The organism is Lentzea sp. HUAS12 (genome assembly GCF_024125735.1).
In the GTDB taxonomy this organism is placed as follows: Bacteria; Actinomycetota; Actinomycetes; order Mycobacteriales; family Pseudonocardiaceae; genus Lentzea; species Lentzea albida.
The window spans coordinates 9,278,189-9,301,994 of the sequence record NZ_CP099738.1 but is presented as its reverse complement, the minus strand read 5'-3'; the positions used below and the strand labels follow the sequence as shown (position 1 = coordinate 9,301,994).

Sequence of the window (23,806 nt, the reverse complement as noted above, 5' to 3'; positions counted from 1 at the left end):
ATGCGCGCGATGAAGACCGAACTCCGCAGGCCGGACGGGCAGCCGGTGCGGGTGCTCGTGGTCGACGACGAGTCCACTCTGGCCGAACTGATGTCGATGGCGCTGCGCATGGAGAAGTGGGACGTGCGCACGGCCCTCGACGGCGCGACGGCGGTGCGGACCGCGCGCGAGTTCCGCCCGGACGTGGTGGTGCTCGACGTGATGCTGCCCGACTTCGACGGGTTCGAGGTGCTGCGCAGGATGCGGGCGGAGGCACCGATCCTGCCCGTGCTGTTCCTGACGGCGAAGGACGCGGTGGAGGACCGCATCGCCGGGCTCACCGCGGGCGGCGACGACTACGTGACGAAGCCGTTCTCGTTGGAGGAGGTCGTGTTGCGGCTGCGCGCACTGCTGCGGCGCACCGGCGTGACCGACTCGGACGCGGGCACCCGGCTCGTCGTCGGCGACCTGTCGCTGAACGAGGAGACGCGCGAGGTCGAGCGCGGCGGCACGTCGATCGACCTGACGGCGACGGAGTTCGAGCTGCTGCGCTACCTCATGCGCAACCCGAAGCGCGTGCTGAGCAAGGCCCAGATCCTGGACCGCGTGTGGAGCTACGACTTCGGCGGCCAGGCGAACATCGTCGAGCTCTACATCTCGTACCTGCGCAAGAAGATCGACGCCGGGCGCACTCCGATGATCCACACGATGCGAGGCGCCGGATATGTCCTCAAGCCTGCGTCCTAGGACGCTGCGCGCCCAGCTCGTCTCGGGCCAGATCGTCCTGCTCACCGCGCTGATCCTGGTGATCGGCGGGGTGTCGGTGCTCGCGCTGCACGCGTTCCTGATGAACAACCTCGACCGCGAGGTCACGACGATGCGGCCGGCACCGCCCGGTTCGCCGTACGGCCCTCCCGGCATCAACGCGCTCATCCGCGGCGACGGCGAGATCATCGGCACGATCGAGCAGCCGGGCTGGCAGGCGCCGCGCATGCTCACCGAGGACGAGAAGAACGCGCTGGCGGCCGCCCCCTCGGGCCTGCACACGGTCGACCTCGGTGAGGCGGGCGAGTTCCGCGTGGTCGCCGACCAGCGCGGGATCAGGGGGATGTCGCTGCAGACCGTCACGGACATCGTGTGGCAGATGGTCTGGATCCTCGCCGGGCTGCTCGTCGCGGGCGTCGCGGCCGTGGCGCTGGCGGGACGGGTGATCGTCCGCCGTGCACTGGTCCCGCTGGACCGCGTCGCCGAGACCGCCACGCGCGTCTCCGAACTCCCGCTGCACGAGGGCGAGGTCGCGCTGGCCGAACGCGTGCCCGAGGAGGACACCGACCCGGCCACCGAGGTCGGCAAGGTCGGCCTGGCGCTCAACAAGATGCTCGGTCACGTCGACGAGGCCCTGAAAGCCCGGCACGACAGCGAAACACGGGTCCGGCAGTTCGTCGCCGACGCCTCGCACGAGCTGCGAACGCCCCTGGCCGCCATCCGCGGCTACGCCGAGCTGACCCGCCGCACCGGCGCGGACCTGCCGCCCGAGGTCACCCACGCGATGGGCCGGGTGGAGTCCGAGGCGCTGCGGATGACGTCGCTGGTCGAGGACCTGCTGCTGCTCGCCCGCCTGGACGCGGGCCGCCCGTTGGAGACGGCCGACGTCGACCTGTCCCGGCTCGTGCTGGACGTGGTCGGCGACGCCCGGATCGCGGGCCCGGGCCACAGCTGGAGGCTCGCGCTGCCGGAGGAGCCCGTCACGGTTCCCGGTGACGTGCAACGACTCCACCAGGTCATCGGCAACCTGCTGTCGAACGCCCGCGCGCACACCCCGCCGGGCACCACGGTGACCACCGGCCTGTCCGTCCACAACGGACGCGTCGACCTCACCGTCACCGACGACGGCCCCGGCGTCCCACAGGGCCTGGAGGTGTTCGAACGGTTCGCGCGCGGCGACTCCTCGCGCTCGCGGGCCGCGGGCAGCACGGGTCTCGGCCTGTCGATCGTGGCCGCCGTGGTCGGCGCGCACGACGGCGAGGTGTCCGTCGCGAGCCGCCCCGGCCACACCGAGTTCACCGTCACCCTGCACACAGCTCGTTCACAGCAGGGGCACACGACCGACCCAGGCTAGGCCGCGAGGCTCGTCCGCATGAGACGAGAACGCCTGGCGCTGGCGGTCCTGCTGATCGCGACCGGCGCGCTGTACCTGTGGCGGCTGGGGGACTCGGGCTGGGCCAACGCCTACTACTCCGCCGCGGCGCAGGCCGGGGCGACGAGCTGGAAGGCGTGGTTCTTCGGTTCGTCGGACGCCTCGAACGCGATCACCGTCGACAAGACACCGGCCTCGCTGTGGGTGATGGGCCTGTCCGCGCGGCTGTTCGGCGTCAACGCGTGGAGCATCCTGGTGCCGCAGGCGTTGATGGGCGTGGGCAGCGTCTGGCTCCTGTACGCCACCGTGCGCCGCTGGTTCTCCCCCGCCGCCGCGCTGATCTCGGGCGCCGTGCTGGCACTGACCCCGGTCGCGGTGCTGATGTTCCGCTTCAACAACCCCGACGCCCTGCTGGTGCTGCTGCTGATCGCGGGCGCGTACTGCGTGACGCGGGCGGTCGAGAACGCCAGTCCGTTCTGGCTCGCCCTGGCCGGGGTGGCGGTCGGCTTCGGCTTCCTCACCAAGATGCTGCAGGCGTTCCTGGTGCTGCCCGCGTTCGCGCTGGTGTACCTGCTCTCCGCACCCACGTCGATGCCGAAGAAGCTCCTGCACCTCGCCGGGGCGGCGGCAGCGGTGGTCGTCGCGGGCGGCTGGTGGATCGTCGCGGTCGAACTCACGCCGGACCGGCCCTACATCGGCGGCTCGCAGACGAACAGCGTGCTGGAACTGACACTGGGCTACAACGGCCTGGGGCGGCTCACCGGGGACGAGGTCGGCAGCGTCGGCGGCGGCCGCGGCTGGGGCTCCGCGGGCTGGAGCCGCCTGCTGGGCGCGGAGATGGGCAGTCAGATCGCATGGCTGCTGCCGGCCGCGGTGGTGCTGCTCGTCGCCGGGCTGTGGCTCACGAAGGGCCGCGCCCGCACGGCGCTGGCGCTGTGGGGCGGCTGGCTCGTCGTCACCGCCGGGGTGTTCAGCTTCATGAACGGCATCATCCACTCCTACTACACCGTGGCCCTGGCACCCGCGATCGCCGCCGTCGTGGGCATCGCCGCCACCGCACTCTGGGAACGCCGCGCCGAACCCGTTGCCGCGGCGGTGCTCTCGGCCTCGGTCGCGCTGAGCGCCCTCCAGTGCTACGTGCTGGTCAACGGCTTCTCCACGCTGGTAGCGCTGCTCGTGCTGATGGCGGGACTGATCGCGGCGGTCGGTCTGGTGCTGTCGCTGCGCTGGGCCATCCCGGTCGCGCTGATCGCCGCGCTGCTCGGCCCCACCACGTACTCCTTCGCCACCGTCACCACCCCGCACACCGGCGCACTGCCCGTCGCGGGCCCGTCGAGCGGGCGGATGGGCGGCATGGGCGGCGGCTTGCTCGACGCGACCACGCCGGACGCCGAGGTCGTGACCCTGCTGCGGGCCAACGCGGGCGACTACCGGTGGGCCGCCGCCACCATCGGCTCCAACAACGCCGCCGGCCTGCAGCTCGCGAGCGGGCAGCCGGTGATGGCGCTGGGCGGCTTCAACGGCACCGACCCCGCGCCGACGCTGGAGGAGTTCCAGGAGATGGTCCGAAGTGGACAGATCCACTACTACGTCGCCTCCGGCCGGATGATGCAGGGCGACACCGGCAGCGACGCCGCCCACGAGATCGGCGACTGGGTCGCCGCGCACTTCACCGCGACCACCGTCGCCGGTGCCACCCTCTACGAACTGGACGCGTCATGACCGCCACCCTCGCGCCCGCGGCCGCCGCGGCACCGGCGCCACCGGCACCGCGGAACACGAAAACGGTGCACCGCCTGGCTTTCCTCGGCCTGCTCGCCGCCACGGCCGTGCTGTACCTGTGGAACCTCACCGCGTCCGGCTACGGCAACGAGTTCTACGCGGCGGCCACGCAGGCGGCCTCGCAGAGCTGGAAGGCGCTGCTGTTCGGTTCGCTCGACCCCGGCAACACCATCACCGTCGACAAGCCGCCCGTGTTCCTGTGGGTGAGCGGGGTGTTCGCGAAGCTCTTCGGCTTCTCGAGCTGGGCCGTGCTCGCCCCGCAGGCCCTGGAAGGCGTCGCGGCGGTGGGACTGCTGTACGCGACGGTGAAGCGCACGTCCGGCCCGACGGCGGCCCTCTTCGCCGGCGCGGCCTTCGCGCTGACTCCCGTGGCCACGCTGATGTTCCGGTTCAACCTGCCGGACGCGCTGCTGGTGCTGCTGATGGTCGCGGCCGCGTACTGCACGGTGCGGGCGCTCGAGAAGGCGAGCCCGCTGTGGCTGGCGCTCGCGGGGTCGGCGATCGGTTTCGCCTTCCTCACCAAGATGTTGCAGGCGTTCCTGGTGCTGCCCGCGCTCGCGCTGGCCTACCTGGTCGCCGCTCCCACCTCGGTCCCGAAGAGGCTCCTGCACCTGCTCGGCGCCGGACTCGCGGTGGTCGTCTCGGCGGGCTGGTTCATCGCGCTGGTCGAGCTGTGGCCCGCGGACAGCCGCCCCTACATCGGCGGCTCGACGAACAACTCGTTGTGGGAACTGGCCATCGGCTACAACGGCCTCGGCCGCATCTTCGGCGGCTCCGGTGGCGGTCCCGGCGGCGGTGGGATGGGCGGCAACGGCAACATCGGCTTCGGCGGTGAGACGGGCATCGGGCGGTTGTTCGGCGCCAGCATGGGCCCGGAGATCTCCTGGCTGCTGCCCGCCGCGCTGATCGGGCTGGGCGCCGGGCTGTGGTTCCTGCGCCGGGCACCGCGCACCGACCGCACCCGTGCGGCACTGATCGTCTGGGGTGGCTGGACCCTCGTGAGCGGCGCGGTGTTCAGCTTCATGAGCGGCATCACGCACCCGTACTACACGGTGGCGCTCGCCCCCGCGATCGCCGCTCTGACTGGCATCGCGGGACGGGAGCTGTGGCGCGGCCGCGGGCACTTCCCGGCGCGGATGGCGCTGACGGCGATGGTCGCGGCGACCGGAGTGTGGGGCTTCATCCTGCTCGACCGCACCCCGGACTGGACGCCCTGGCTGCGCTGGGTGCTGCTGGCCGTCACGGCGATCGCCGTGCTGGCGCTGGTGTTCGGCGTGAACAGGAACTGGCTCGCCGGCGTGCTGGTCGCGGCGGCGCTGCTCGGCACCTCCGGCTACGCGCTCGCGACCGCGGCCACCCCGCACAGCGGCTCGATCCCGTTGTCCGGCCCGCGTTCCCAGCAGGGCGCGGGCACGGGCATGCGCGAGGGCACGTCGTCCACGGAGGTCGTGCAGCTGCTCAAGGCCACCGACACGCAGTGGGCGGCGGCCACCACCGGTGCCCAGAGCGCGGCGGGGCTCCAGCTCGCGTCCGGCCGGCCGGTGATCGCGATCGGCGGCTGGAACGGCAGCGACCCCGCGCCGACGCTCGACGAGTTCAAGGCCCTCGTCGCCGAGGGCGAGGTGCGCTACTACGTCGAAGGCGGACGCGGTGGTGGCCCCGGCGGTGGTGGCAGCGACATCGGCGAGTGGGTGGCGGCGAACTTCACCGCCACGACGGTCGGCGGCCAGACGCTCTACGACCTGACCGGGAGCTGATCCTCGGGACCGAGGCCGGCCGGGAACACCTCGGCCGGTCCCTGGTCCGCCCACAGCAGCGGCAGCAGGTCGGCTCCCCGCCGCCACAGCCACGGAATCCCCTTGAGCACCAACCACGCCGCGTGGTGCCACACCGTCAGCTCGCGCCCGCCCGAGCACTCCAGGCTGACGTCGCCGAACGGGAGCCCCGCCGCGCGCAACTCGGCCGCGAAGGCCCGCGCGAGCATCCGGTGACCGCGTTCGGACGGGTGCAGCCGGTCGACCGCCCACGTCTCCAGCTCGTAGGCGCCGGGCATCGTGTGCAGGTCGACGCACCGCACACCGTGCCGCGCCACCACCGCGTCGACCACGCGGTTGTACTCGTCGATGCGGTCCTTCAACACCCGCCGCAGCCTGCCGGGCAGCTTGAACACGCGGCCCTGGTCGTGGAACCGCACGGTGACGACCGCGACGCCGGCCGCGGTGAGCTCGCGGCACACGTGGTCGAGGTCCTCGTGCATCCGCCGCGCGGAGAAGTCGGACCGGAGCGTGTCGTTCACCCCGGCGATCACGACGGCCGCGCTGGGCCCGTCCCGCAACGCCCGCGGCAGCTGGGTGCGCCGGACGTCGGCCAGCCGCGCGCCGGAGACGGCGTGGTTGCGATAGCCGTTGTCCGCGTAGGCGGAGGAGAGGATCGGGCCGAAGCCGCGCCAGCCGCCGGGCACGAGGTCGCCGATCCCGACCGCTGTCGAGTCACCGAGTAACACCAGCACGCGCTTCAGGATCAGCTCACCCGGTGATCCCGGAATGACCGTGCGGGAACGGTTCAGCGAAATGCTGGGTAAAGCGGGAGTTCGAGCACTTCGGGGCCGTAGCGGTCGGCCAGCGCGCCGATCACCGCGTCGGCGTGCGACGCGACCGTCTTCTCGCCGAGGATCAGCGCGTCGGACCGCAGCCTGATCCACCGGCCGGTCAGCACGACGCTGCGCGGCGGCGCGTTGACGACCGTGGGCATCGGCTTCGACAGCGCCCGCCACGTCGCGAGCCACACCCACAGCAGCTGGGCCTCCAGCAGCCGCGGTAAGAGCACCGCGTCGTCGTCCATCTCGGGCCACACCGAGCCGACCTCGGCGCGCCAGGCGGCGACCATGGCCTCCGACATCCCCGGCGGCAGCCCCCACCCGCACCAGCAGGACGGGAACGGCACGCGCAGCGCGGCGGCGTCGAACACGATGTCGCGGACGCAGCCGCCCTCGAAGTCGACGAACCGCACCCCGCGCGAGGTGACCAGGTGGTTGTCCGGACAGGACGTCGACGGGCTGAACGCCCGGCGCCGCGAGGTGCTGAACGCCCGCGCGGCACCGGCCGCGAACTCGACGGCCTGCGGGGTGATCTCCACGCCCAGGGTCGTCGCGAGCAACGCCGGTAAGCCGGCGATGGCCGCGTGCACGTCGACCGCGATCGGGTCCTGGCAGCACTGCGCGCCCGCCCGCCGCATCAACGCGTCGAAGTCGGCGTCCCGGCCCGCCGTCGTGGCGTGCAGGCGACCCATGGCGTGCGCCCACGACAGCAGCCCCCGCTCGGCCGCGCGCGCGTCCTTGGCGTGCAGCTTCTCCGACAGCCTCGGCGCACGTCCCAGGTCCTCGAGCACGACCAGGCGCGTCGCCGCGTCGTGCGCGAACAGCTCGGGGGTGGCGCGCTCCTCGGCGGGCAGCGCCGTCAGCAGCTGGTGGCTGACGGCCTCGTGCGCCCACGGGTCCCGATCACCGGAACCGGCCGGGTAGCGCTTCACGACCAGCGTGCGCGGCATGGAGAACGGCGAGGAGGCGACTCTCACGCGAATGACGACGGAACGCCCGGTACCCCCGAGGGCCTCGGGGTCGGCGAGGCGCACCTGTGCGCCCAGTCTTCTCGTCAGTACCTGCTCAGCCGCCCCGACAGCGTCCGCGATCTCAGGTGAAGTCGTGTCGGGAGGGCCCGCGGTGATCTCCACGCTCATCCCCTCCGACCCTACTCCCCAAGTCCGTGAGCCGGACCGACGCTAATCCGGCCAGGCTGCGACCACCACCACTCGTTGGTAACGGCTCGCACAGCTTCCGGGCACCCCTCCGAGGTGTGGACGTGTGGAAACACCTTCCGTTGCCCCCTACGTGCCGATCAAGCCGATCGATCGGCACGAGCACCTCAATACCGATCAAGTAGCTGCTCGATCGGGCGAACTGTTCTCATGTTCTGGGACGCACGGAGGCAGCCGAGGGGTTGCCTCCGTGCGCGAGAAAGATCGTCAGGCCTTCTCGGGAGCCTTTTCCTGGCCCTTCTCCTGCGGCTTGGCGTCCACACCGGCCTCCTTGCGCTGCAGCGCCGTGATGGGCGCCGGAGCGGCCGTCAGCGGGTCGTAGCCGCCGCCCGACTTCGGGAACGCGATGACCTCGCGGATCGAGTCGGCACCCGCGAGCAGCATGCACAGCCGGTCCCAGCCCAGGGCGATGCCGCCGTGGGGCGGGGCGCCGTACTTGAACGCGTCGAGCAGGAAGCCGAACTTCTCCTGCGCCTCCTCGGCCCCGATGCCCATGACGTTGAACGCGCGCTGCTGCACGTCGGCGCGGTGGATACGGATCGAGCCACCGCCGAGCTCGTTGCCGTTGAGGATCACGTCGTAGGCGTAGGCCAGCGCGTTGCCCGGGTCGGACTCGAAGTTGTCGATCCACTCCGGGGTCGGCGAGGTGAACGCGTGGTGCAGCGCCGTCCAGTTGCCGCCGCCGACCGCGACGTCACCGGCCTCGAGCTTGTCGACCGACTCGAACATCGGGAAGTCGACGACCCAGGCGAACGCCCACGCGTTCTCGTCGACCAGGCCGACGCGGTGTGCGATCTCGACACGGGCGGCGCCGAGCAGGGCGCGCGCGTCGCGCGGGTCGCCGGCACCGAAGAAGATGCAGTCGCCGGGGTTGGCGCCCACGGCCTTGGCGAGACCGTCGCGCTCGGCGTCGGTCAGGTTCTTCGCGACCGGGCCGCCGAGCGTGCCGTCCTCACCGACCAGCACGTACGCGAGGCCCTTGTGACCGCGCTGCTTCGCGAACTCCTGCCACGCGTCGAGCGTGCGGCGCGGCTGCGAGGCACCGCCCGGCATGACGACGGCACCGACGTACGGCGCCTGGAACACGCGGAACGTCGTGTCCTTGAAGTACTCGGTCAGCTCGGTGAGCTCGACGTCGAAGCGCAGGTCCGGCTTGTCCGAGCCGTACTTGGCCATCGCGTCGGCGTAGGAGATCCGGCGGAACGGCAGCGGCAGCTCGACGCCCTTGGTCTCCTTCCAGATCGCGGCCAGCAGCTTCTCGGTCAGCGCGATGACGTCGTCCTGCTCGACGAAGCTCATCTCGACGTCGAGCTGCGTGAACTCCGGCTGGCGGTCGGCGCGGAAGTCCTCGTCGCGGTAGCAGCGCGCGATCTGGTAGTACCGCTCCAGGCCGCCGACCATGAGCAGCTGCTTGAACAGCTGCGGCGACTGCGGCAGCGCGTACCAGGAACCGGGACGCAGGCGGGCCGGCACCAGGAAGTCGCGCGCGCCCTCGGGCGTCGAGCGGGTCAGCGTCGGCGTCTCGATCTCGACGAACTTCTCCGAGTGCAGCACCTCGCGGGCGATGCGGCTGACCTCGGAGCGCAGCCGGATGGCCTTGGCCGGGGCGGAGCGGCGCAGGTCGAGGTAGCGGTGCTTGAGCCGCGCCTCCTCGCCCGGCTCGACGTCGCTCTCGACCTGGAACGGCAGCGGCGCGGCCTCGTTGAGGACCTCGAGGTCGCTCACGTAGACCTCGATGGCGCCGGTCGGCAGCTCGGGGTTCTCGCTGCCCTCGGGGCGCTTGCTCACCTCACCGGTGACCTTGACGACGTACTCGCTGCGCAGCCGGTGCGCGCGCTCCGCCATCTCGCCCTCGCGGAAGACGACCTGGGCCACACCGGAGGCGTCCCGCAGGTCGATGAAGATGACACCGCCGTGATCCCGCCGGCGGGCGACCCACCCGGTGAGGGTGACGGACTGCCCGGCGTGCTCGGCCCGGAGTGATCCGGCCTCGTGCGTGCGCAACACGGTGGTGGCTCCTTGTAGACGAAGTCAGCTTTGCCGTCAAGGCTAGCCGGAGCCACCGACAGATTTTCAGGCAGGGCTTTCCGGTCGCGGAGATGATCTCCCCAGCAGCGGCCTCGCCCGGGCCCACGCCGCGTGCCACCCGGCGTCGACCTGCTCGGCGTCCCCCCACTCCGCGATCCGGTGGAGCAGGTCGAGCAGCCGCGCCCGCGGTGCCGGCGCCAGCGACGGCAGCACCTCGACGAGGAACGGCAGCACCGCCGTGGCGGCCCCGCACACGAACCCGCCCTCCTCGTGGATGGTCCGGTCCAGGTCGGTGATGGCGCGCGAGACCACCTCGGGGTCGCCGGACAACAACGCCCGCACGTGACCGGGCGTGTCCAGCGCGGGCCCGTAGGCGTGGTCGACCGAGTGCCACGCGACGTCGTCCAGCCCCTCCAGGCTCATCCGAGCTCCTCCAGGTCCTCCAGCACCGAGGTGGCGAGCGTCGAGACCTTCTGCCCCAACGACGTCACGCCGTGGTCGTGCACCCTCTCGGCGACGAGGTCCCGGTGCTCCCGGGCCCGCGCGACCCCCACCAGCCACACCGCGAACGCCCGCAGCCGCACGTCCGGGTCCGCGATCCACACCGGCACGAACGGCACGACCAGGCCGACGTCGGTGGTGTCGCGTTCGAAGAGCCGCCGCAGGTAGTCGAGCGCCTCCGTGCGCCACGGCAGCACGTCCACCAGCGACAGCACCAGGTCGATGCCCTCGAAGTCCTTGGGCCCCACCAGCCAGAGCACGTGCTCCAGCACCTCGTCGTAGCCCATCTCGAACTGCCCGGTCCCGAGGAACAACCCCAGGTCCCCGGTCAGCCCGCGCAGGATCACGCCCGCGTCCGGCCGGGTCGCCGCGGACACGAGCAGGCGCGCCAGCGGTTCGTCCTCGGGCACGTCGAGCTCCCGCAGCCACGAGACCGCGGCCTCGTCGCCCCGCCCCGCGAACTCCGTCACGACGATCACCAGGCACAACCGCGTGGCCGGATCGGTCTCGGCCTCCCAGCGCCGCGCCAGGGCGGGCACCACCGGAGCACTGTCCCCGCGCGCCTTCCCGAGCAGGAACAACGCGCCCCGCCGCACCGCCGCCGCGTCGTGGTCGAGCAGCGCCAGCACCGCCGGTTTCGAGGCCTCCCACGCGGGTGGCCAGCTCGGGTGCACGCCGTCGGACCCGCTGCCCCCGGCGACCGCGATCGCGCCGCACAGGTTCTCCAGCAGCCACTCGCGGCTGGGGGTGTTGTCGTGCGCGACCAGGTCCAGCAGGAACGGCCACGCCGCCGCGGTCGCCTCACTCACCTCGGACTCGTCCCCGGTCAGGTGCCGCACCAGCTCCTCGTGCGGCTCGACGGACGTCCGCGCCTGCCTCAACAGCCTGGGAAGGTCGTCGGCGAACCCGTCGTGGCTCCGCAACCGGTACCAGTCGATCTTCTTCAGGCCGTCCACCATGGACCCAACAATAGGAAAAGGGCCGCGACGGCAGTCGCGGCCCTTCACCTCAACGCTCAGCTCACGCGGTGGGCGCGAGGTACAGCAGGCGGTTCGGCGAACCGGAGCCCGGGTTCGTCACCTTCGACGGCGTCGACTGCGCGATCAGGTACGAGGCGACCTGAGCGGGCGTGGCCGAGGCGTTCGTCGAGAGGTAGCGAGCGGCGGCACCCGCGACGTGCGGGGTGGCCATCGACGTGCCCGAGATGGTGTTGGTGGCCGAGTCGGACGTGCTCCAGGCGGACGTGATGGACGAGCCCGGCGCGAAGATGTCGAGCACCGAACCGTAGTTCGAGTACGACGCGCGGGCGTCGGTGCGCTCGGTGGCGCCCACGGTGATCGCCTCGGTCACGCGGGCCGGCGAGAAGCCGGACGCGTTGGCGTTGGAGTTGCCGGCCGCCACGGCGAACGTGACGCCCTTGGCGATGGCGTTGCGCACGGCCGTGTCGAGCGTGGCGTTGGCGCCACCGCCCAGCGACAGGTTGGCGACGGCCGGCTTGACGGCGTTGGCGCCCACCCAGTCGATGCCCGCGGCGACACCGGCGAGGGTGCCGGAGCCGTTGTTGTCGAGCACGCGGACGGCGACGATCTTCGCGGCCTTCGCGACGCCGTACTGCGAGCCCGCGATGGTGCCGGCGACGTGCGTGCCGTGGCCGTTGCCGTCCTGCGCGACGTTGTCGTTGTCCACGAAGTCACGGCCGTTCGAGGCGCGGCCCCCGAACGTCGAGTGGCTGATGCGGACACCGGTGTCGATGACGTACGCCGTCACGCCGGCACCGGTCGAGGTGTAGCTGTAGGAGCTGTCGAGCGGCAGGTTGCGCTGGTCGATGCGGTCGAGACCCCACGACGGCGGGTTCGTCTGCGTGGCCTGCGTGTGGACGACCTGGTCGGCCTCGACGAAGTCGACGGACGGGTCGGCGGCGAGACGCTTGGCCTGCTTCTCCGTGAGCTTCACGTTGAAGCCGCCGAAGGTCTTGTACTCGCGCTCGACGGTGCCGCCGAAACGGGAGGCGAGGGCGTGCGAGTCGCCCTTGCCCTCCTTCAGCTTCACGATGAAGCTGCCCGTGATCTTCTCGGGCGCGTTGAGGGAGAGGACCTCGCCTTCCGCGGCGGAGGCGTGGGGAACCATCAGAACCGACAGGGCGAGGCTGGCCACGCCGGCACCGGCCAGGAACCGGATCTTTCGCGTCATGATGTGCTTTCCGTTCTTTGCAGGGGAACGAAGCGCTTTCGACGTTATGGAGAGAACCGGTTCCTGCCAAGGGCGTCCACGGAATAAGACGCCCTTGCATTGCCGGACAATTGACGATTCACAGAGATGGCGGCCAGTAGAGGATACGAGTGACGGGTGGCGTGCCGGGGGTGCCCGTGGTAACCAGCGCGCTCTCCACCTGCGCGGGCGTGGCCGTGCGGTTGAGCTCCAGGAACCGTGCCGCCACACCGGCCGCGTGCGGTGCGGCCATCGACGAACCGCTCAGCGTGTTCGTCGCCGTGTCGGAAGTGTTCCAGGCAGAGGGAATGCTCACCCCGGCTGCCCAGATGTCCACCAGCGGCCCGTAGTTCGACGAGGACGACTTGGTGTCGGTCTGCGTCAGCGCGCCCACGCAGATGGCCTGGGAAACCCTTTGCGGCGAGGAGTTCCCGGGATCGGTGTTGCTGCCGCCCGCCGCGACGGTGTACGAGACACCCGAGTCGATCGACCTCTTCACCGCGGTGTCGAGGGCCGCGGAAGCGCCACCGCCCAGCGACATGTTGGCCACGGCGGGCTTCACGGCGTTGCGCGTCACCCAGTCCACTCCGGCGATGACACCGGAGATCGTGCCGGAGCCCGACCCGTTCAGCACCCGCACGCCCCACACCGTCGCCTGCTTGGCCACGCCGTACTTGGTGCCCGCCGCGATGCCGGCGACGTGCGTGCCGTGCCCGTTGTCGTCCTGGGCGATCGCGTCGTTGTCGACGGTGTCCCAGCCGTTGCGCGCCCGTCCACCGAAGTCCGCGTGCGTCACGCGGAGCCCGGTGTCGATGACGTAGATGTTCACGCCACGGCCCGTGGTCGTGTACTCGTAGCGCTGGTCCAGCGGCAATGCGCGCTGGTCGATGCGGTCCAGCCCCCAGGGAGGGTTGAGCTGGACGCTGTTGGCGTGCACGATCCCGTCACGCTCCACGGAGGACACGTTCGGGTCGGCCTTCAGCGCACGGACCTGCGAGGACGTCAAGCGCGCGCTGAAACCGTTGAAGACACTCGAATACGTGTGCTCGACCGTGCCGCTGAACGACGACACCGCGCCGTCACGCAACACGACGATGTAGGACGAGGTGGCCGCGGACGCCGGGGCGACCACGACCGCCGCACCGAGGGCGGCGACTGCCAGCAGGGCTCTCACGGGCAGGGTTTCCTTTCCTGTGCAGGGAAAACGGCCCCGGCTCGCGAACAGAGCCGGGGCCGCACATCTCAGGGGATCAGCTGGTCGGCGGCCAGTACAGGAGCCGCGTGGTCGTGCTCGGGCCGGGGTTGGTCACCTTGCCGTTGGTGGCGTTGGAGGTGATCGCGGTCGCCACCTGGGCGGGCGTCACGTTCCGGTTGCCCTGCAGGTAGCGGGCCACCACACCGGCGACGTGCGGCGACGCCATCGAGGTGCCGGAGATGGTGTTCGTGGCCGTGTCGCTGGTGTGCCACGCGGAGGTGATGCCGCCACCGGGCGCGAACACGTCGACACCGGCGCCGTAGTTGGAGAACGACGACCGCGCGTCGGTCCGTTCCGTCGAGCCGACGGTCAGCGCCGCGGCCACGCGGGCGGGCGAGAAGCCCGAGGCGTTGGCGTTGGAGTTGCCCGCGGCGACGGCGAACGTCACGCCGCGGGTGATCGCGCCGGACACCGCGTTGTCGAGCGAGGTGTTGGCGCCACCGCCGAGCGACATGTTGGCGACGGCGGGCTTGACGTGGTTGTTCGCCACCCAGTTCACGCCCGCGACGACACCGGCGATCGTGCCGGAGCCCGAGTTGTTCAGCACGCGGACGCCGATGATGGTGGCCTGCTTGGCGACACCGTGCAGCGTGCCCGCGACGGTGCCGGCGACGTGGGTGCCGTGCCCGTTGCCGTCCTGCGCGACGGCGTCGTTGTCCACGAAGTCGTAGCCGTTGCGCGCACGGCCGCCGAAGTCGGTGTGCGTGATGCGGACACCGGTGTCGATGACGTAGGCGTTCACGCCGGAACCGGTGGAGTTGTAGGTGTAGCGCTGGTCGAGCGGCAGGTTGCGCTGGTCGATCCGGTCGAGCCCCCACGACGGCGGGTTGACCTGGGTGGCCTGGATGCTGACGACCTGGTCGCGTTCCACGTACTCGACCGAGGGGTCAGCGGCGAGTCTGCGCGCCTGCGCGTCGCTCATCTTCACCGAGAAGCCCCGGAACACCGCGTCGTAGACGTGGCCGACCTGACCGCCGAACCGGGACCCGAGCGTCTGCGCGCTCGCGGTGACGGCGTTGTCCTTCAGCTTCACGATGAAGGAGCCGGGAATGTTCTGACCGGGCGAGACGCGGATCTCGCCGGCCGCGGCGGTGGCGGGCGAGGCGAACGCGGCGATCATGATCACCGAGCCCACGAGGGTCGCTGTCTTGCGCATTGTGCAGTCCTGTTCGTCGCAGGGATGCTGCAGGAACCCACTCGGACTATTGGCGGCGTAATAGTCCCGAGATCTGAACCTGCCGAGTTCCCAAGCCGGACAAAACCGCCGATCGGCTGTACCGCGTTCCCTTTGCTGCCGATAGCCTTCCGATCTTGACTCCGTGAAACGGAGGAGTGATGCTCACGATTTACCCACCGCGCGAGGAGCTCGCCGACCTTCTCGTGACGGGTCCGTTCGCGGACGCGTTGCGGGTCGCGATCCAGGTGCGGGGACTGAGTCTCGAACGGTTGCAGCACCGCCTGAAGGTGCGGGGAGCGCCGATCAGCGTGACGGCGCTGAGCTACTGGCAGTCGGGTCGCCGCAGGCCCGAGAGACCCGAGTCGCTGATGGCCCTCGCACAGCTGGAGAACGTGCTGGGACTGCCCGAGACCGCCCTGAGCCGCCTGCTGGGCCCGCCCAGGCCCCGGGGCCGTTCACGCAGGCGGGAGCAGCCCGCGCGGTCGGCGTGGGACGGTTCGGGGCTCGTGGTGACCGCCCAGCACGACCGGGTCGACGTCGCGCCCTGCGGCGGTGTGCGCGGCGTCCGCTCACGACAGGTCATGCAGGCGAGCACCACCGGCGTGGACCGCTGGATCCTCTGCCAGGAAACGGGTTCCGCGCAGCCCGCCGTCACGGCCGTCCGTTCCTGCCGGGTCGGCCGGATAGCCAGGGAACGCACCAACGGCGTGCTCGTCGCGGAGATGGTGTTCGACGAGCCGATCTCCGCAGGCGACTCGATCGCGATCGAGTACGAATTGATCTATCCACACCCGACGGCCGAGCACACGCATTTCCGGCGGTTCGGGGAGCGCGTCCACGACTACGTGCTGGAGATCAAATTCGAGGAACCGCCCGCGTCCTGCGAGCAATTCGCCTCCGGACCGGCGGGAGCGGAGATGTCCAGCGGCGCACGCCCCGTCCCCGTGGACGAGGGCGGGTACGCGCACGCCGCCGCGCTCGACTTCGGTCCCGGCCTCTACGGGATGCGCTGGAGCAGTTCCGCGAACTTGCCGGGATCGTCCACCCAGGGGAAGTGACCAGCGCCCAGTTGCAGTCCGAACCTGGCACCGGGAATCAGTGCCGCGTACTCCTGCGCCCGGTTGAGCGGCAGGCTGACGTCGTACTCACCGCTGAGCAACGCCGTTGGCACGTCGAGGTTCCGCAACGCCGCGCGCACCTGCGCCGGGTCGAACGCGCCGTCGGCGTAGAACTCCATGGCGGCCTTCTGGTTGCGCGGGTGGTCGTCGAGCGCCCGCGCCGCGTCGTCCCAGCGGCCGTGGAAGAACGGGCTGATCCGCGCGAACGCCTCGGGCGTCACCCTGCCCGCCCAGATCTCCTCGAAGCCCCCGATCGCCTCGGCGTACCAGGGCTCACCGCTACGCCGCAGCGCGACCTCGCGGCGGTCGTCGTCGGTGACGTCGATGCCGACCACGCGCGGGCTCGGCGCGACGAGCACGAGTTCCTCGACGCGCTGCGGAAACCGCACGGCGTAGAGGATCGCGAGCGTGGCACCGGCCGAGTGACCGAGCAGCCGCATCCGCTCGAGACCGAGGTGGCGGCGCAGCGCCTCCACGTCGTCGACCTGGCGGTCCACCCGGTAGTACCCCGCCTCCTCCGACTCACCGGTGCCGCGCAGGTCCAGCCTGATCACGTCGCGCAGCGGCAGGCCGGCCAGGTACGACGACGCCTGCATCGGCCCACCGGGCAGGCAGATCACCGGGTCTTCGGCCTCGCCGTGGTAGGCGAGGCCGAGCCCGTCCGAGTTCCTGAAAGTCCCCATGCCCCGCAGTGTGTCAGTACGAGCGCGGCAGCTTGAGCGAGTTCTGCGCGACGAAGTTGAGCACCATCTCCCGCGACACGGGCGCGATGCGGGACAGGCGCGACGACGCGAGCATCGACGCGAGGCCGAACTCGCGGCTCAGCCCGTTGCCGCCGTGGATCTGGATCGCCTGGTCGACCGCGGCCGCGATGGCCTCGCCCGCCGCGTACTTGGCCATGTTCGCGGCCTCGCCCGCCTCCTTGTCACGACCGGAGTCGTAGAGCGCGGCGGCCTTCTGCGTCATCAGCCGGGCGAGCTCGACCTCGACGTGGATCTTCGCCAGCGGGTGCGCGAGCCCCTGGTGGGCGCCGATCGGGGTGTCCCAGACCTTCCGCTCCTGGGCGTACTTCACCGCCTTGGCGATGGCGAGCCGCGCGGACCCGGTCCCCATGCTCGCGCCCATGATGCGTTCGGGGTTGAGCCCGGCGAAGACCTGCTGCAGCCCCTGGTCCGGCGAGCCGACGACCGCGTCGGACGGCAGCCGCACGTCGTCGAAGAACAGCGTGAACTGCTTCTCCGGCATGAACAGATCCATCTCGATCTCCTGCCAGGTGAAGCCCTCGGCGTCGGTCGGCACGACGACGAGCACCGGCCCGGTCTCCAGGATCGACACCACGAGCACCGCGTCGACCTCGTCGACACCGGAGATGTAGGTCTTGCCGCCGTTGAGCACCCACTCGTCGCCGTCGCGCCGGACGTTCGTCCTGAGCCTGTGCGAGTTCGACCCGGCGTCCGGCTCGGTGATCGCGAACGCCATCTTCAGCGTGCCGTCCGCGAAACCGGGCAGCCACTTCGACTTCTGCTCGTCCGTGCCGAACCGCGCGATCACCGTGGCGCAGATCGCGGGCGAGACGACCATGAGCAGCAACGGACATCCGGCCGCCGCCAGCTCCTCGCACACCGCCGCGAGGTCACCGATGCCGCCGCCACCGCCGCCGTACTCCTCCGGCACGGCCACGCCGAGGTAGCCGAGCTTGCCGGCCTCCTCCCACAGCTCGGTGGTCTTCTCCCCCGCGCGGGCCTTGGCCGTGAAGTAGTCCTGGCCGTACTTCGCGCCGAACTCGGCGACGGCCCTGCGCAGCGCGATCCGCTCTTCGGACTCGACGAAGCTCACGATTCCTCCACCACTGCCAGGACGTCGCCGGCGTTGACCTGCTGTGCTTGCTCGACCAGGAGTTCGGTGACGGTGCCCGCGTTCGTCGCGAGCACCCGGTGTTCCATCTTCATCGCCTCCAGCACCAGGAGCTCGGCGCCGGCCTCGACCACGTCGCCCTGCCGCACGCCGACCCTCACCACGGTCCCGGGCATCGGTGCGACGGTCGCGCCCGGCGCGAGCTTCGTCTCCGGTTCGGGGAAGCGCGGCACGACCTTCAGCGACACCGATCCCCGCGGCGAGTCGACCTCGACGACATCGCCGTACCTGCTGACGTGGAACGGAACCCGCACGCCGTCCAGGTCGAGCACCACCGTGCCCGCGGTGGCCTCCCGCGGGTCGTACTCGACCTCGACCAGCTCGTCGCCGTGCAGGAACTTCGCCTTGGGCTGCTGCGACCGCACGTTGCGCCATCCCAGCGGCAACGTGCCGATCCTGCGGGTGGCGGCGGAGGCCAGTGCGGCCGCGCGCGCAAACGGTTGCGGGTCAACGGTTCGCGTGAAGTCGTGCTCGGTGAGGAACCCGGTGTGCGTGTCCCCGTCGAGGAAGGCCTCGTGCCTGAGGACGTCCACGAGCAACCGGCGGTTCGTGATCAGCCCGTGGATCCGCGCGCTCTCCAACGCCGTCGCGAGCTTGCGCGCCGCCGCACGACGGGTCGGCGCGTACGCGATCACCTTGGCCAGCATGGGGTCGTAGTGCACCGAGACCACGGACCCGTCCTCGACACCGCTGTCCAGCCGGACGTCCCCGGGCACCTCGAACCGGTGCAGCGTGCCGCTCGCCGGCCGCCAGTCGTTCGCGGGATCCTCGGCGTAGAGCCGCACCTCGATCGCGTGCCCGCGCGGTTCCGGCACGTCAGCGGGCAGCCGCGCGCCCTCGGCGATCCGCAGCTGCCACTCGACCAGGTCCACGCCGTACACCAGTTCGGTCACCGGGTGCTCGACCTGCAGGCGCGTGTTGACCTCCAGGAAGTGGAAGTCCTCGCCCTTCAGCATGAACTCGACGGTGCCCGCGCCGACGTACCCGATCGACTCCGCGGCCGCCGTCGCCGCGGCGAACAGGCGGTCGCGCACCTCGTCGCCCACCGCCGGGCTGGGCGACTCCTCGACGATCTTCTGATGCCGCCGCTGGATCGAGCACTCGCGTTCGCCGAGCGCCCACACCGTGCCGTGCGCGTCGGCGAGGACCTGCACCTCGACGTGCCGCGCCTGCTCCAGCAACGGCTCGCAGAACACCGTCGGATCACCGAACGCCGACTCGGCCTCGCGCCGCGCACTCGCCAGCGCGTCCGCGAACTCGCCCTTCTCCCGCACGATCCGCATGCCGCGCCCGCCACCCCCGGCCGACGCCTTGATGAGCACCGGGAACTCGGTCACGGTCTCCGGGTCGAGCTCCGGCAGCGTCGGCACGCCCGCCGCGGCCATCCGCTTCTTCGCGGCGACCTTGGACCCCATCGCCTCGATCGAGTCCGGCTCCGGCCCGACCCACGTCAGCCCCGCGACCTGCACCTTCCGCGCGAACTCGGCGTTCTCGGAGAGGAACCCGTAACCGGGGTGGACGGCGTCCGCACCCGCGCGCACAGCCGCCTCCACGAGCAGGTCGGCCCGCAGGTAGGTCTCGGACGGCGACGCACCGGGCAACCGGACCGCGAAGTCCGCCTCCCGCACGTGCGGCGACTCCGCATCGGGGTCGGAGAACACCGCCACCGTGCGGATCCCGTTGGCCTGGCAGGTGCGGATGATCCGGCGGGCGATCTCGCCGCGGTTGGCGATCAGCAACGACTTGATCATGGCGCTCACATCCGGAAGACGCCGAAGCCGTCGGCGCCCTTGATCGGTCCGCTGTGGACAGCGGAGAGGCAGAGGGCGAGCACGGTCCTGGTGTCGCGCGGGTCGATCACGCCGTCGTCGTAGAGCTTCCCGGACAGGAACGGCGCGAGCGACTGCTCCTCGATCTGCGCCTCCACCATCGTGCGCATGGCGGCGTCGTGCTCCTCGTTGTACTCCTGCCCCTTCGCCGCGGCCGCCTGCCGTCCGACGATCGACAGCACGCCCGCCAGCTGCGCGGGCCCCATCACGGCCGACTTGGCGTTGGGCCAGGTGAACAGGAACCGCGGGTCGTAGGCCCTGCCGCACATGCCGTAGTTGCCGGCACCGTACGACGCGCCCATCGTGATCGTCAGGTGCGGCACCCGGCTGTTCGAGACGGCGTTGATCATCATCGAGCCGTGCTTGACGATGCCGCCCTGCTCGTACTGCGCGCCGACCATGTACCCGGTCGTGTTCTGCAGGAACACCAGCGGGGTGTCGCTCTGGTTGGCGAGCTGGATGAACTGCGTGGCCTTCTGCGACTCCTCGCTGAACAACACCCCGCGCGCGTTGGCGAGGACGCCGACCGGGTAGCCGTGGATCCGGGCCCACCCGGTGACGAGGCTGTTGCCGTACAACGGCTTGAACTCGTCGAAGTTCGACCCGTCCACGAGCCGCGCGATGACGTCCCGCGGGTCGAACGGCACGCGCTGGTCCTCGGACACGATGTCGAGGATGCTCTCGGCGTCGAACAGCGGTTCCTCGACCGGAGCCGGTTCCGGCCCGAGCTTGCGCCAGTTCAGCCGCGCGACCACCCGCCGCGCCAGCCGGATCGCGTCCGTCTCGTCCTCGGCCACGAAGTCCGCGAGCCCGGACGTGGCGCCGTGCATGGTCGCGCCGCCCAGCGACTCGTCGTCCGCGTCCTCGCCGGTCGCCATCTTGACGAGCGGCGGCCCGCCCAGGAACACCTTCGAGCGGTCCTTGATCATGATCACGTAGTCGGACATGCCCGGCACGTACGCGCCACCGGCCGTCGCGTTGCCGAACACCGCCGTCACCGTGGGGATCCCGGCCGCGGACAGCCGCGTCAGGTCGCGGAACGCCCGCCCGCCGGGGATGAAGATCTCGCTCTGCGTCGGCAGGTCCGCGCCACCGGACTCGACCAGGCTGACCAGCGGAAGCCGGTTCTGCAAAGCGATGTCGTTGGCCCGCAGCGACTTGCGCAGCGTGTACGGGTTCGACGACCCGCCGCGCACCGTCGGGTCGTTCGCGACGATCACGCACTCGACGCCCTCGATGCGCCCGATGCCCGTGACGACCGACGCCCCCACCGGGAAGTCCGTGCCCCAGGCGGCGAGCGGGGACAGCTCCAGGAACGGGCTGTCCTCGTCGACCAGCAGCTCCACCCGCTCGCGGGCGAGGAGCTTGCCGCGCCGGTGGTGCCGCTCGACGTACTTCGGCCCGCCTCCGGCGAGAGCCTTGGCGTGCTCGGCGTCCAGTCCCGCGATCTTCGCGAGCAGCGCCTCCCTGTTGCCCATCAGGCGAACCCCAATCGTCGTGCCGCGAGCTCGGTCATCACTTCACTCGCCCCGCCCCCGATGCCGAGGATGCGGGCGTCCCGGTAGTGACGCTCCACTTCGGACTCCCGCATGTACCCCATGCCGCCGTGCAGCTGCACCGCCTCGTCGACCACCTCGGCGCACGTCTGCACGGCCGCGTTCTTGGCGAAGCAGACCTCGGTGACGCAGTCGTCGCCCCGGTCGATCCGCGCGGCGACCTCCCGCGCGTACGTCCGCGCCAGGTCGATCTTCTGCGCCATCGCGGCGAGCTTGTGCCTGACCACCTGCCGGGTGATCAGCGGCCTGCCGAACGTCTCGCGGCCGCGCACCCACTCGACGGTCAGGTCCAGCGCCCGTTGCGCCGTCGCGTAGGCCTCGACCGCCATCGTGATCCGCTCGACCTGGAACTGCCGCATGATCTGCACGAAGCCCTGGTTCTCCTCGCCGACCAGGTTCGCGACCGGCACGCGCACGTCGTCGAAGTGCAGCTCGGCGGTGTCGCTGCAGTGCCAGCCCATCTTGTCGAGCCTGCGCCGGGTGAACCCGTCCTCGACGACGAGCAGCGAGATGCCCTGGTAGCCCTCGCCCCCGGTGCGCACCGCGGTCGTGACGAAGTCGGCCCGGCACCCCGAGGTGATGAACGTCTTCTCGCCGCTGACGACGTAGTGGTCGCCGTCCCGCACGGCTTTCGTCCTGATCGCCGCGACGTCGGAGCCGGCACCGGGTTCGGTGACGGCGAGGCTGCCGATCTTCTCGCCGCGGATCGCGGGCTTCGCGAACCGCTCGATCAGGTCCCGGTTCCCGCTCTGCCAGATGTGCGGGATCGCGATGCCGTGCGTGAACAGCGCCGCGACCAGCCCGGACGACCCGCCGTTCTGGATGATCTCCTCGGTCAGCGCCACCGTGTCCAGCAGGTCACCCTGCTCGAACCCGATGCCGAGCAGGTCGATCGCCGCGGCTTTCTTGTGCAACTCACGCGGCACCTCGCCGTCGCGTTCCCACTGCCCGAGGTGCGGTGCGATCTCCTTGCGCGTGAAGTCGCGGACGAGCTGCCGCAACTCCGTGCGCTCGTACAGGTCCTTCGTGATCACAGGAGCTCCTCGGGGATCTCGACAACCCTGCCGCGCAGCCACTCACCGAGCGCCTTGGCCTGCGGGTCGAACCGCGTGCTGCTCGCCACCCCGTCGCCGAGCAGGCCGTGCAGCACGAAGTTGAGCGCCCGGAGGTTCGGCAGCTCGTACCGGCTCACGTCCTGCGCTTCCGGCAGCAGCTCGCGAAGCTTCTCCGTGGTGAGAAAGCCGTCGAGCCACTCATAGGCCTCGTCCGAACGCACCCACACACCGAGGTTGGCGTCCCCGCCCTTGTCCCCGCTGCGCGCACCCGCGATCGTTCCCAGCGGCCGCTTCACAGCACCACCGCCTTGGCGCTGACCTCGTCACGGCCCACATAAGCCGCCTTGTAGACCCCGAACGGCGTCCCGTCGCCCGGCGGCGCCGTCACGTGGAACCCGGGGTAGCTCGCCAGCGCCAGCTCGATCCCCGCCCGGCTGAACCCCTTGGCCCGCTGGGGATCCGTCGTCTTGATGGTGACGTGCAGCAACGCGCTGGCCTGTTCCTCGGTCGCCGCGTCGGCCTGGTCGGTCCGCGCCAGCGTCCAGGTCAGCCCCTCGTCACCGATGGCGTTCTCCAGCTGCCTCCGCACGAGCGCGGCCTTGGCCTCGACGTCCAGTCCTGTCAGGACGAACGTCGTCGAGTTCCGGAACCCGCCCAGCGTGTTCAGGCACACCTTGAGCGTGTCCGGCGGCGGAGAGCCCTTCACCCCGCTGATCCGGACGCCCCTCGGGTCCTCGTCCAGCCGGATCGTGTCGAAGTGCGTGGTGACGTCCGGTCCCAGGTACTCCGGCGCGCCGATCTCGTACAGCAGCTGTGCGGTGACGGTGTCGACCGTGACCGCCCCACCCGTGCCGTCGTGCTTGGTGATCAGCGACGAGCCGTCCTCGTGGACCTCCGCGATCGGGAACCCCGGCCGCGTCACGTCGATCTCGGTGAAGAAGGAGTAGTTGCCGCCCGTGGCCTGCGTCCCGCACTCCAGCACGTGGCCGGCGACGGTCGCACCGGCCAGCCGGTCCCAGTCGACGCGCGCCCACCCGAAGTGCGCCGCGGCGGGCCCGACCACCAGGCTCGCGTCCGTGACGCGCCCGGTGACCACGACCTGCGCACCCTGCTTCAGGCAGTCCACGATCTCCCACGCACCCAGGTAGGCGTTGGCCGTCAGTGCCTCGGGGAACCGTTCCTTGAGATCATCACCCGTGACGTACCCGACCTTGGCGTCGAGCTTGCGCGCCAGCCCCTCAGGATTGAGCCCGCCGGCGTTGACCACGATCTTGACGCCCTTGTCGAGCGCGAGCGCGAGGCAATCCTCCATCTGCCGCAGGAACGTCTTCGCGTACCCCAGCGAGGAGTCCTTCATCCGGTCGCGCCCGAGGATCAGCATGGTCAGCTCGGCGAGGTAGTCCCCGGTGAGCACATCGAGGTGCCCGCCTTCCAACTGCTCGCGCATCGCGGAC

The 23,806-nt window shown here is 70.9% G+C and carries 18 protein-coding genes and 1 pseudogene; 5 read left to right on the top strand and 14 right to left on the bottom strand.

Features of this window, described 5'->3' with window-relative positions; all coding sequences use genetic code 11:
- The 4 genes from ND450_RS43850 to ND450_RS43835 are packed head-to-tail and all read left to right on the top strand — an operon-like array spanning position 1 to position 5,655.
- Complete coding sequence (locus tag ND450_RS43850) at positions 1–726, top strand: response regulator transcription factor (protein WP_305885197.1); 726 nt, start codon at positions 1–3, stop codon at positions 724–726.
- Complete coding sequence (locus tag ND450_RS43845; protein ID WP_253323825.1) at positions 704–2,098, top strand: cell wall metabolism sensor histidine kinase WalK; 1,395 nt, start codon at positions 704–706, stop codon at positions 2,096–2,098. Before ND450_RS43850 ends, ND450_RS43845 begins: the two co-directional genes overlap by 23 nt.
- Before the next feature lie 18 nt (positions 2,099–2,116).
- Complete coding sequence (locus ND450_RS43840) at positions 2,117–3,838, top strand: glycosyltransferase family 39 protein (RefSeq protein WP_253323824.1); 1,722 nt, start codon at positions 2,117–2,119, stop codon at positions 3,836–3,838.
- The gene (locus tag ND450_RS43835; protein ID WP_253323823.1) at positions 3,835–5,655 is read left to right on the top strand and encodes a glycosyltransferase family 39 protein; all 1,821 of its coding nucleotides are present in this window, start codon (positions 3,835–3,837) and stop codon (positions 5,653–5,655) included. The genes ND450_RS43840 and ND450_RS43835 overlap by 4 nt, the downstream gene beginning before the upstream one ends.
- Here ND450_RS43835 and ND450_RS43830 read toward each other — a convergent pair.
- The 8 genes from ND450_RS43830 to ND450_RS43795 form a co-directional block, all read right to left on the bottom strand.
- Entirely contained in the window at positions 5,634–6,407 is a 774-nt protein-coding gene (locus ND450_RS43830; protein ID WP_253323822.1) for an SGNH/GDSL hydrolase family protein, read from the bottom strand. The genes ND450_RS43835 and ND450_RS43830 overlap by 22 nt on opposite strands.
- A gap of 53 nt (positions 6,408–6,460) precedes the next feature.
- Complete coding sequence (locus ND450_RS43825; RefSeq protein WP_253323821.1) at positions 6,461–7,633, bottom strand: hypothetical protein; 1,173 nt, start codon at positions 7,631–7,633, stop codon at positions 6,461–6,463.
- A 285-nt stretch (positions 7,634–7,918) separates the two neighbouring features.
- The gene (gene aspS, locus ND450_RS43820) at positions 7,919–9,718 is read right to left on the bottom strand and encodes an aspartate--tRNA ligase (RefSeq protein ID WP_253323820.1); all 1,800 of its coding nucleotides are present in this window, start codon (positions 9,716–9,718) and stop codon (positions 7,919–7,921) included.
- Positions 9,719–9,784: 66 nt separating this feature from the next.
- A complete protein-coding gene (locus tag ND450_RS43815; protein ID WP_253323819.1) occupies positions 9,785–10,162 on the bottom strand; it encodes a hypothetical protein in 378 nt (125 codons plus the stop codon).
- Positions 10,159–11,199: a hypothetical protein gene (locus tag ND450_RS43810; protein ID WP_253323818.1), complete on the bottom strand. Its 1,041-nt coding sequence runs from the start codon at positions 11,197–11,199 to the stop codon at positions 10,159–10,161. Before ND450_RS43810 ends, ND450_RS43815 begins: the two co-directional genes overlap by 4 nt.
- A 61-nt stretch (positions 11,200–11,260) precedes the next feature.
- A complete protein-coding gene (locus ND450_RS43805) occupies positions 11,261–12,430 on the bottom strand; it encodes a S8 family peptidase (protein ID WP_253323817.1) in 1,170 nt (389 codons plus the stop codon).
- 118 nt (positions 12,431–12,548) lie between these two features.
- Complete coding sequence (locus ND450_RS43800) at positions 12,549–13,622, bottom strand: S8 family peptidase (protein ID WP_371927595.1); 1,074 nt, start codon at positions 13,620–13,622, stop codon at positions 12,549–12,551.
- Positions 13,623–13,698: 76 nt separating this feature from the next.
- A complete protein-coding gene (locus ND450_RS43795) occupies positions 13,699–14,859 on the bottom strand; it encodes a S8 family peptidase (protein ID WP_253323816.1) in 1,161 nt (386 codons plus the stop codon).
- A gap of 179 nt (positions 14,860–15,038) precedes the next feature.
- Between ND450_RS43795 and ND450_RS43790 the strand changes: the two genes are divergently transcribed.
- Positions 15,039–15,938 carry a hypothetical protein gene (locus ND450_RS43790; protein ID WP_253323815.1) on the top strand — a complete coding sequence of 300 codons (900 nt, stop codon included), beginning with the start codon at positions 15,039–15,041 and terminating at the stop codon, positions 15,936–15,938.
- On the opposite strand, the gene ND450_RS43785 is transcribed toward ND450_RS43790, so the two are convergent.
- The 6 genes and pseudogenes from ND450_RS43785 to ND450_RS43760 all read right to left on the bottom strand — a co-directional run bounded on the left by ND450_RS43785 (position 15,878) and on the right by ND450_RS43760 (position 23,799).
- Complete coding sequence (locus tag ND450_RS43785) at positions 15,878–16,681, bottom strand: alpha/beta fold hydrolase (protein WP_253323814.1); 804 nt, start codon at positions 16,679–16,681, stop codon at positions 15,878–15,880. The genes ND450_RS43790 and ND450_RS43785 overlap by 61 nt on opposite strands.
- Before the next feature lie 13 nt (positions 16,682–16,694).
- Positions 16,695–17,834, bottom strand: coding sequence for an acyl-CoA dehydrogenase family protein (locus tag ND450_RS43780; protein WP_253323813.1), 1,140 nt, complete (start codon positions 17,832–17,834; stop codon positions 16,695–16,697).
- Entirely contained in the window at positions 17,831–19,663 is a 1,833-nt protein-coding gene (locus ND450_RS43775; RefSeq protein ID WP_253323812.1) for a biotin carboxylase N-terminal domain-containing protein, read from the bottom strand. The genes ND450_RS43780 and ND450_RS43775 overlap by 4 nt, the downstream gene beginning before the upstream one ends.
- 5 nt (positions 19,664–19,668) lie before the next feature.
- The gene (locus ND450_RS43770; protein WP_253323811.1) at positions 19,669–21,219 is read right to left on the bottom strand and encodes an acyl-CoA carboxylase subunit beta; all 1,551 of its coding nucleotides are present in this window, start codon (positions 21,217–21,219) and stop codon (positions 19,669–19,671) included.
- Positions 21,219–22,331, bottom strand: a complete 1,113-nt coding sequence (locus tag ND450_RS43765) for an acyl-CoA dehydrogenase family protein (protein WP_253323810.1) — start codon at positions 22,329–22,331, stop codon at positions 21,219–21,221. Before ND450_RS43765 ends, ND450_RS43770 begins: the two co-directional genes overlap by 1 nt.
- Positions 22,328–23,799 (bottom strand): annotated as a pseudogene (locus ND450_RS43760) (acyclic terpene utilization AtuA family protein). The gene ND450_RS43765 and the pseudogene ND450_RS43760 overlap by 4 nt, the downstream one beginning before the upstream one ends.
- Positions 23,800–23,806: the final 7 nt, after the last annotated feature.

Coding starts and splice junctions, on each gene's coding strand:
- ND450_RS43850 (WP_305885197.1), top strand. CDS start 1: ATGCGCGCGATGAAGACCGAACTCCGCAGGCCGGACGGGCAGCCGGTG.
- ND450_RS43845 (WP_253323825.1), top strand. CDS start 704: ATGTCCTCAAGCCTGCGTCCTAGGACGCTGCGCGCCCAGCTCGTCTCG.
- ND450_RS43840 (WP_253323824.1), top strand. CDS start 2,117: ATGAGACGAGAACGCCTGGCGCTGGCGGTCCTGCTGATCGCGACCGGC.
- ND450_RS43835 (WP_253323823.1), top strand. CDS start 3,835: ATGACCGCCACCCTCGCGCCCGCGGCCGCCGCGGCACCGGCGCCACCG.
- ND450_RS43825 (WP_253323821.1), bottom strand. CDS start 7,633: ATGAGCGTGGAGATCACCGCGGGCCCTCCCGACACGACTTCACCTGAG.
- ND450_RS43815 (WP_253323819.1), bottom strand. CDS start 10,162: ATGAGCCTGGAGGGGCTGGACGACGTCGCGTGGCACTCGGTCGACCAC.
- ND450_RS43810 (WP_253323818.1), bottom strand. CDS start 11,199: ATGGTGGACGGCCTGAAGAAGATCGACTGGTACCGGTTGCGGAGCCAC.
- ND450_RS43805 (WP_253323817.1), bottom strand. CDS start 12,430: ATGACGCGAAAGATCCGGTTCCTGGCCGGTGCCGGCGTGGCCAGCCTC.
- ND450_RS43795 (WP_253323816.1), bottom strand. CDS start 14,859: ATGCGCAAGACAGCGACCCTCGTGGGCTCGGTGATCATGATCGCCGCG.
- ND450_RS43790 (WP_253323815.1), top strand. CDS start 15,039: ATGCTCACGATTTACCCACCGCGCGAGGAGCTCGCCGACCTTCTCGTG.
- ND450_RS43785 (WP_253323814.1), bottom strand. CDS start 16,681: ATGGGGACTTTCAGGAACTCGGACGGGCTCGGCCTCGCCTACCACGGC.
- ND450_RS43775 (WP_253323812.1), bottom strand. CDS start 19,663: ATGATCAAGTCGTTGCTGATCGCCAACCGCGGCGAGATCGCCCGCCGG.
- ND450_RS43770 (WP_253323811.1), bottom strand. CDS start 21,219: ATGGGCAACAGGGAGGCGCTGCTCGCGAAGATCGCGGGACTGGACGCC.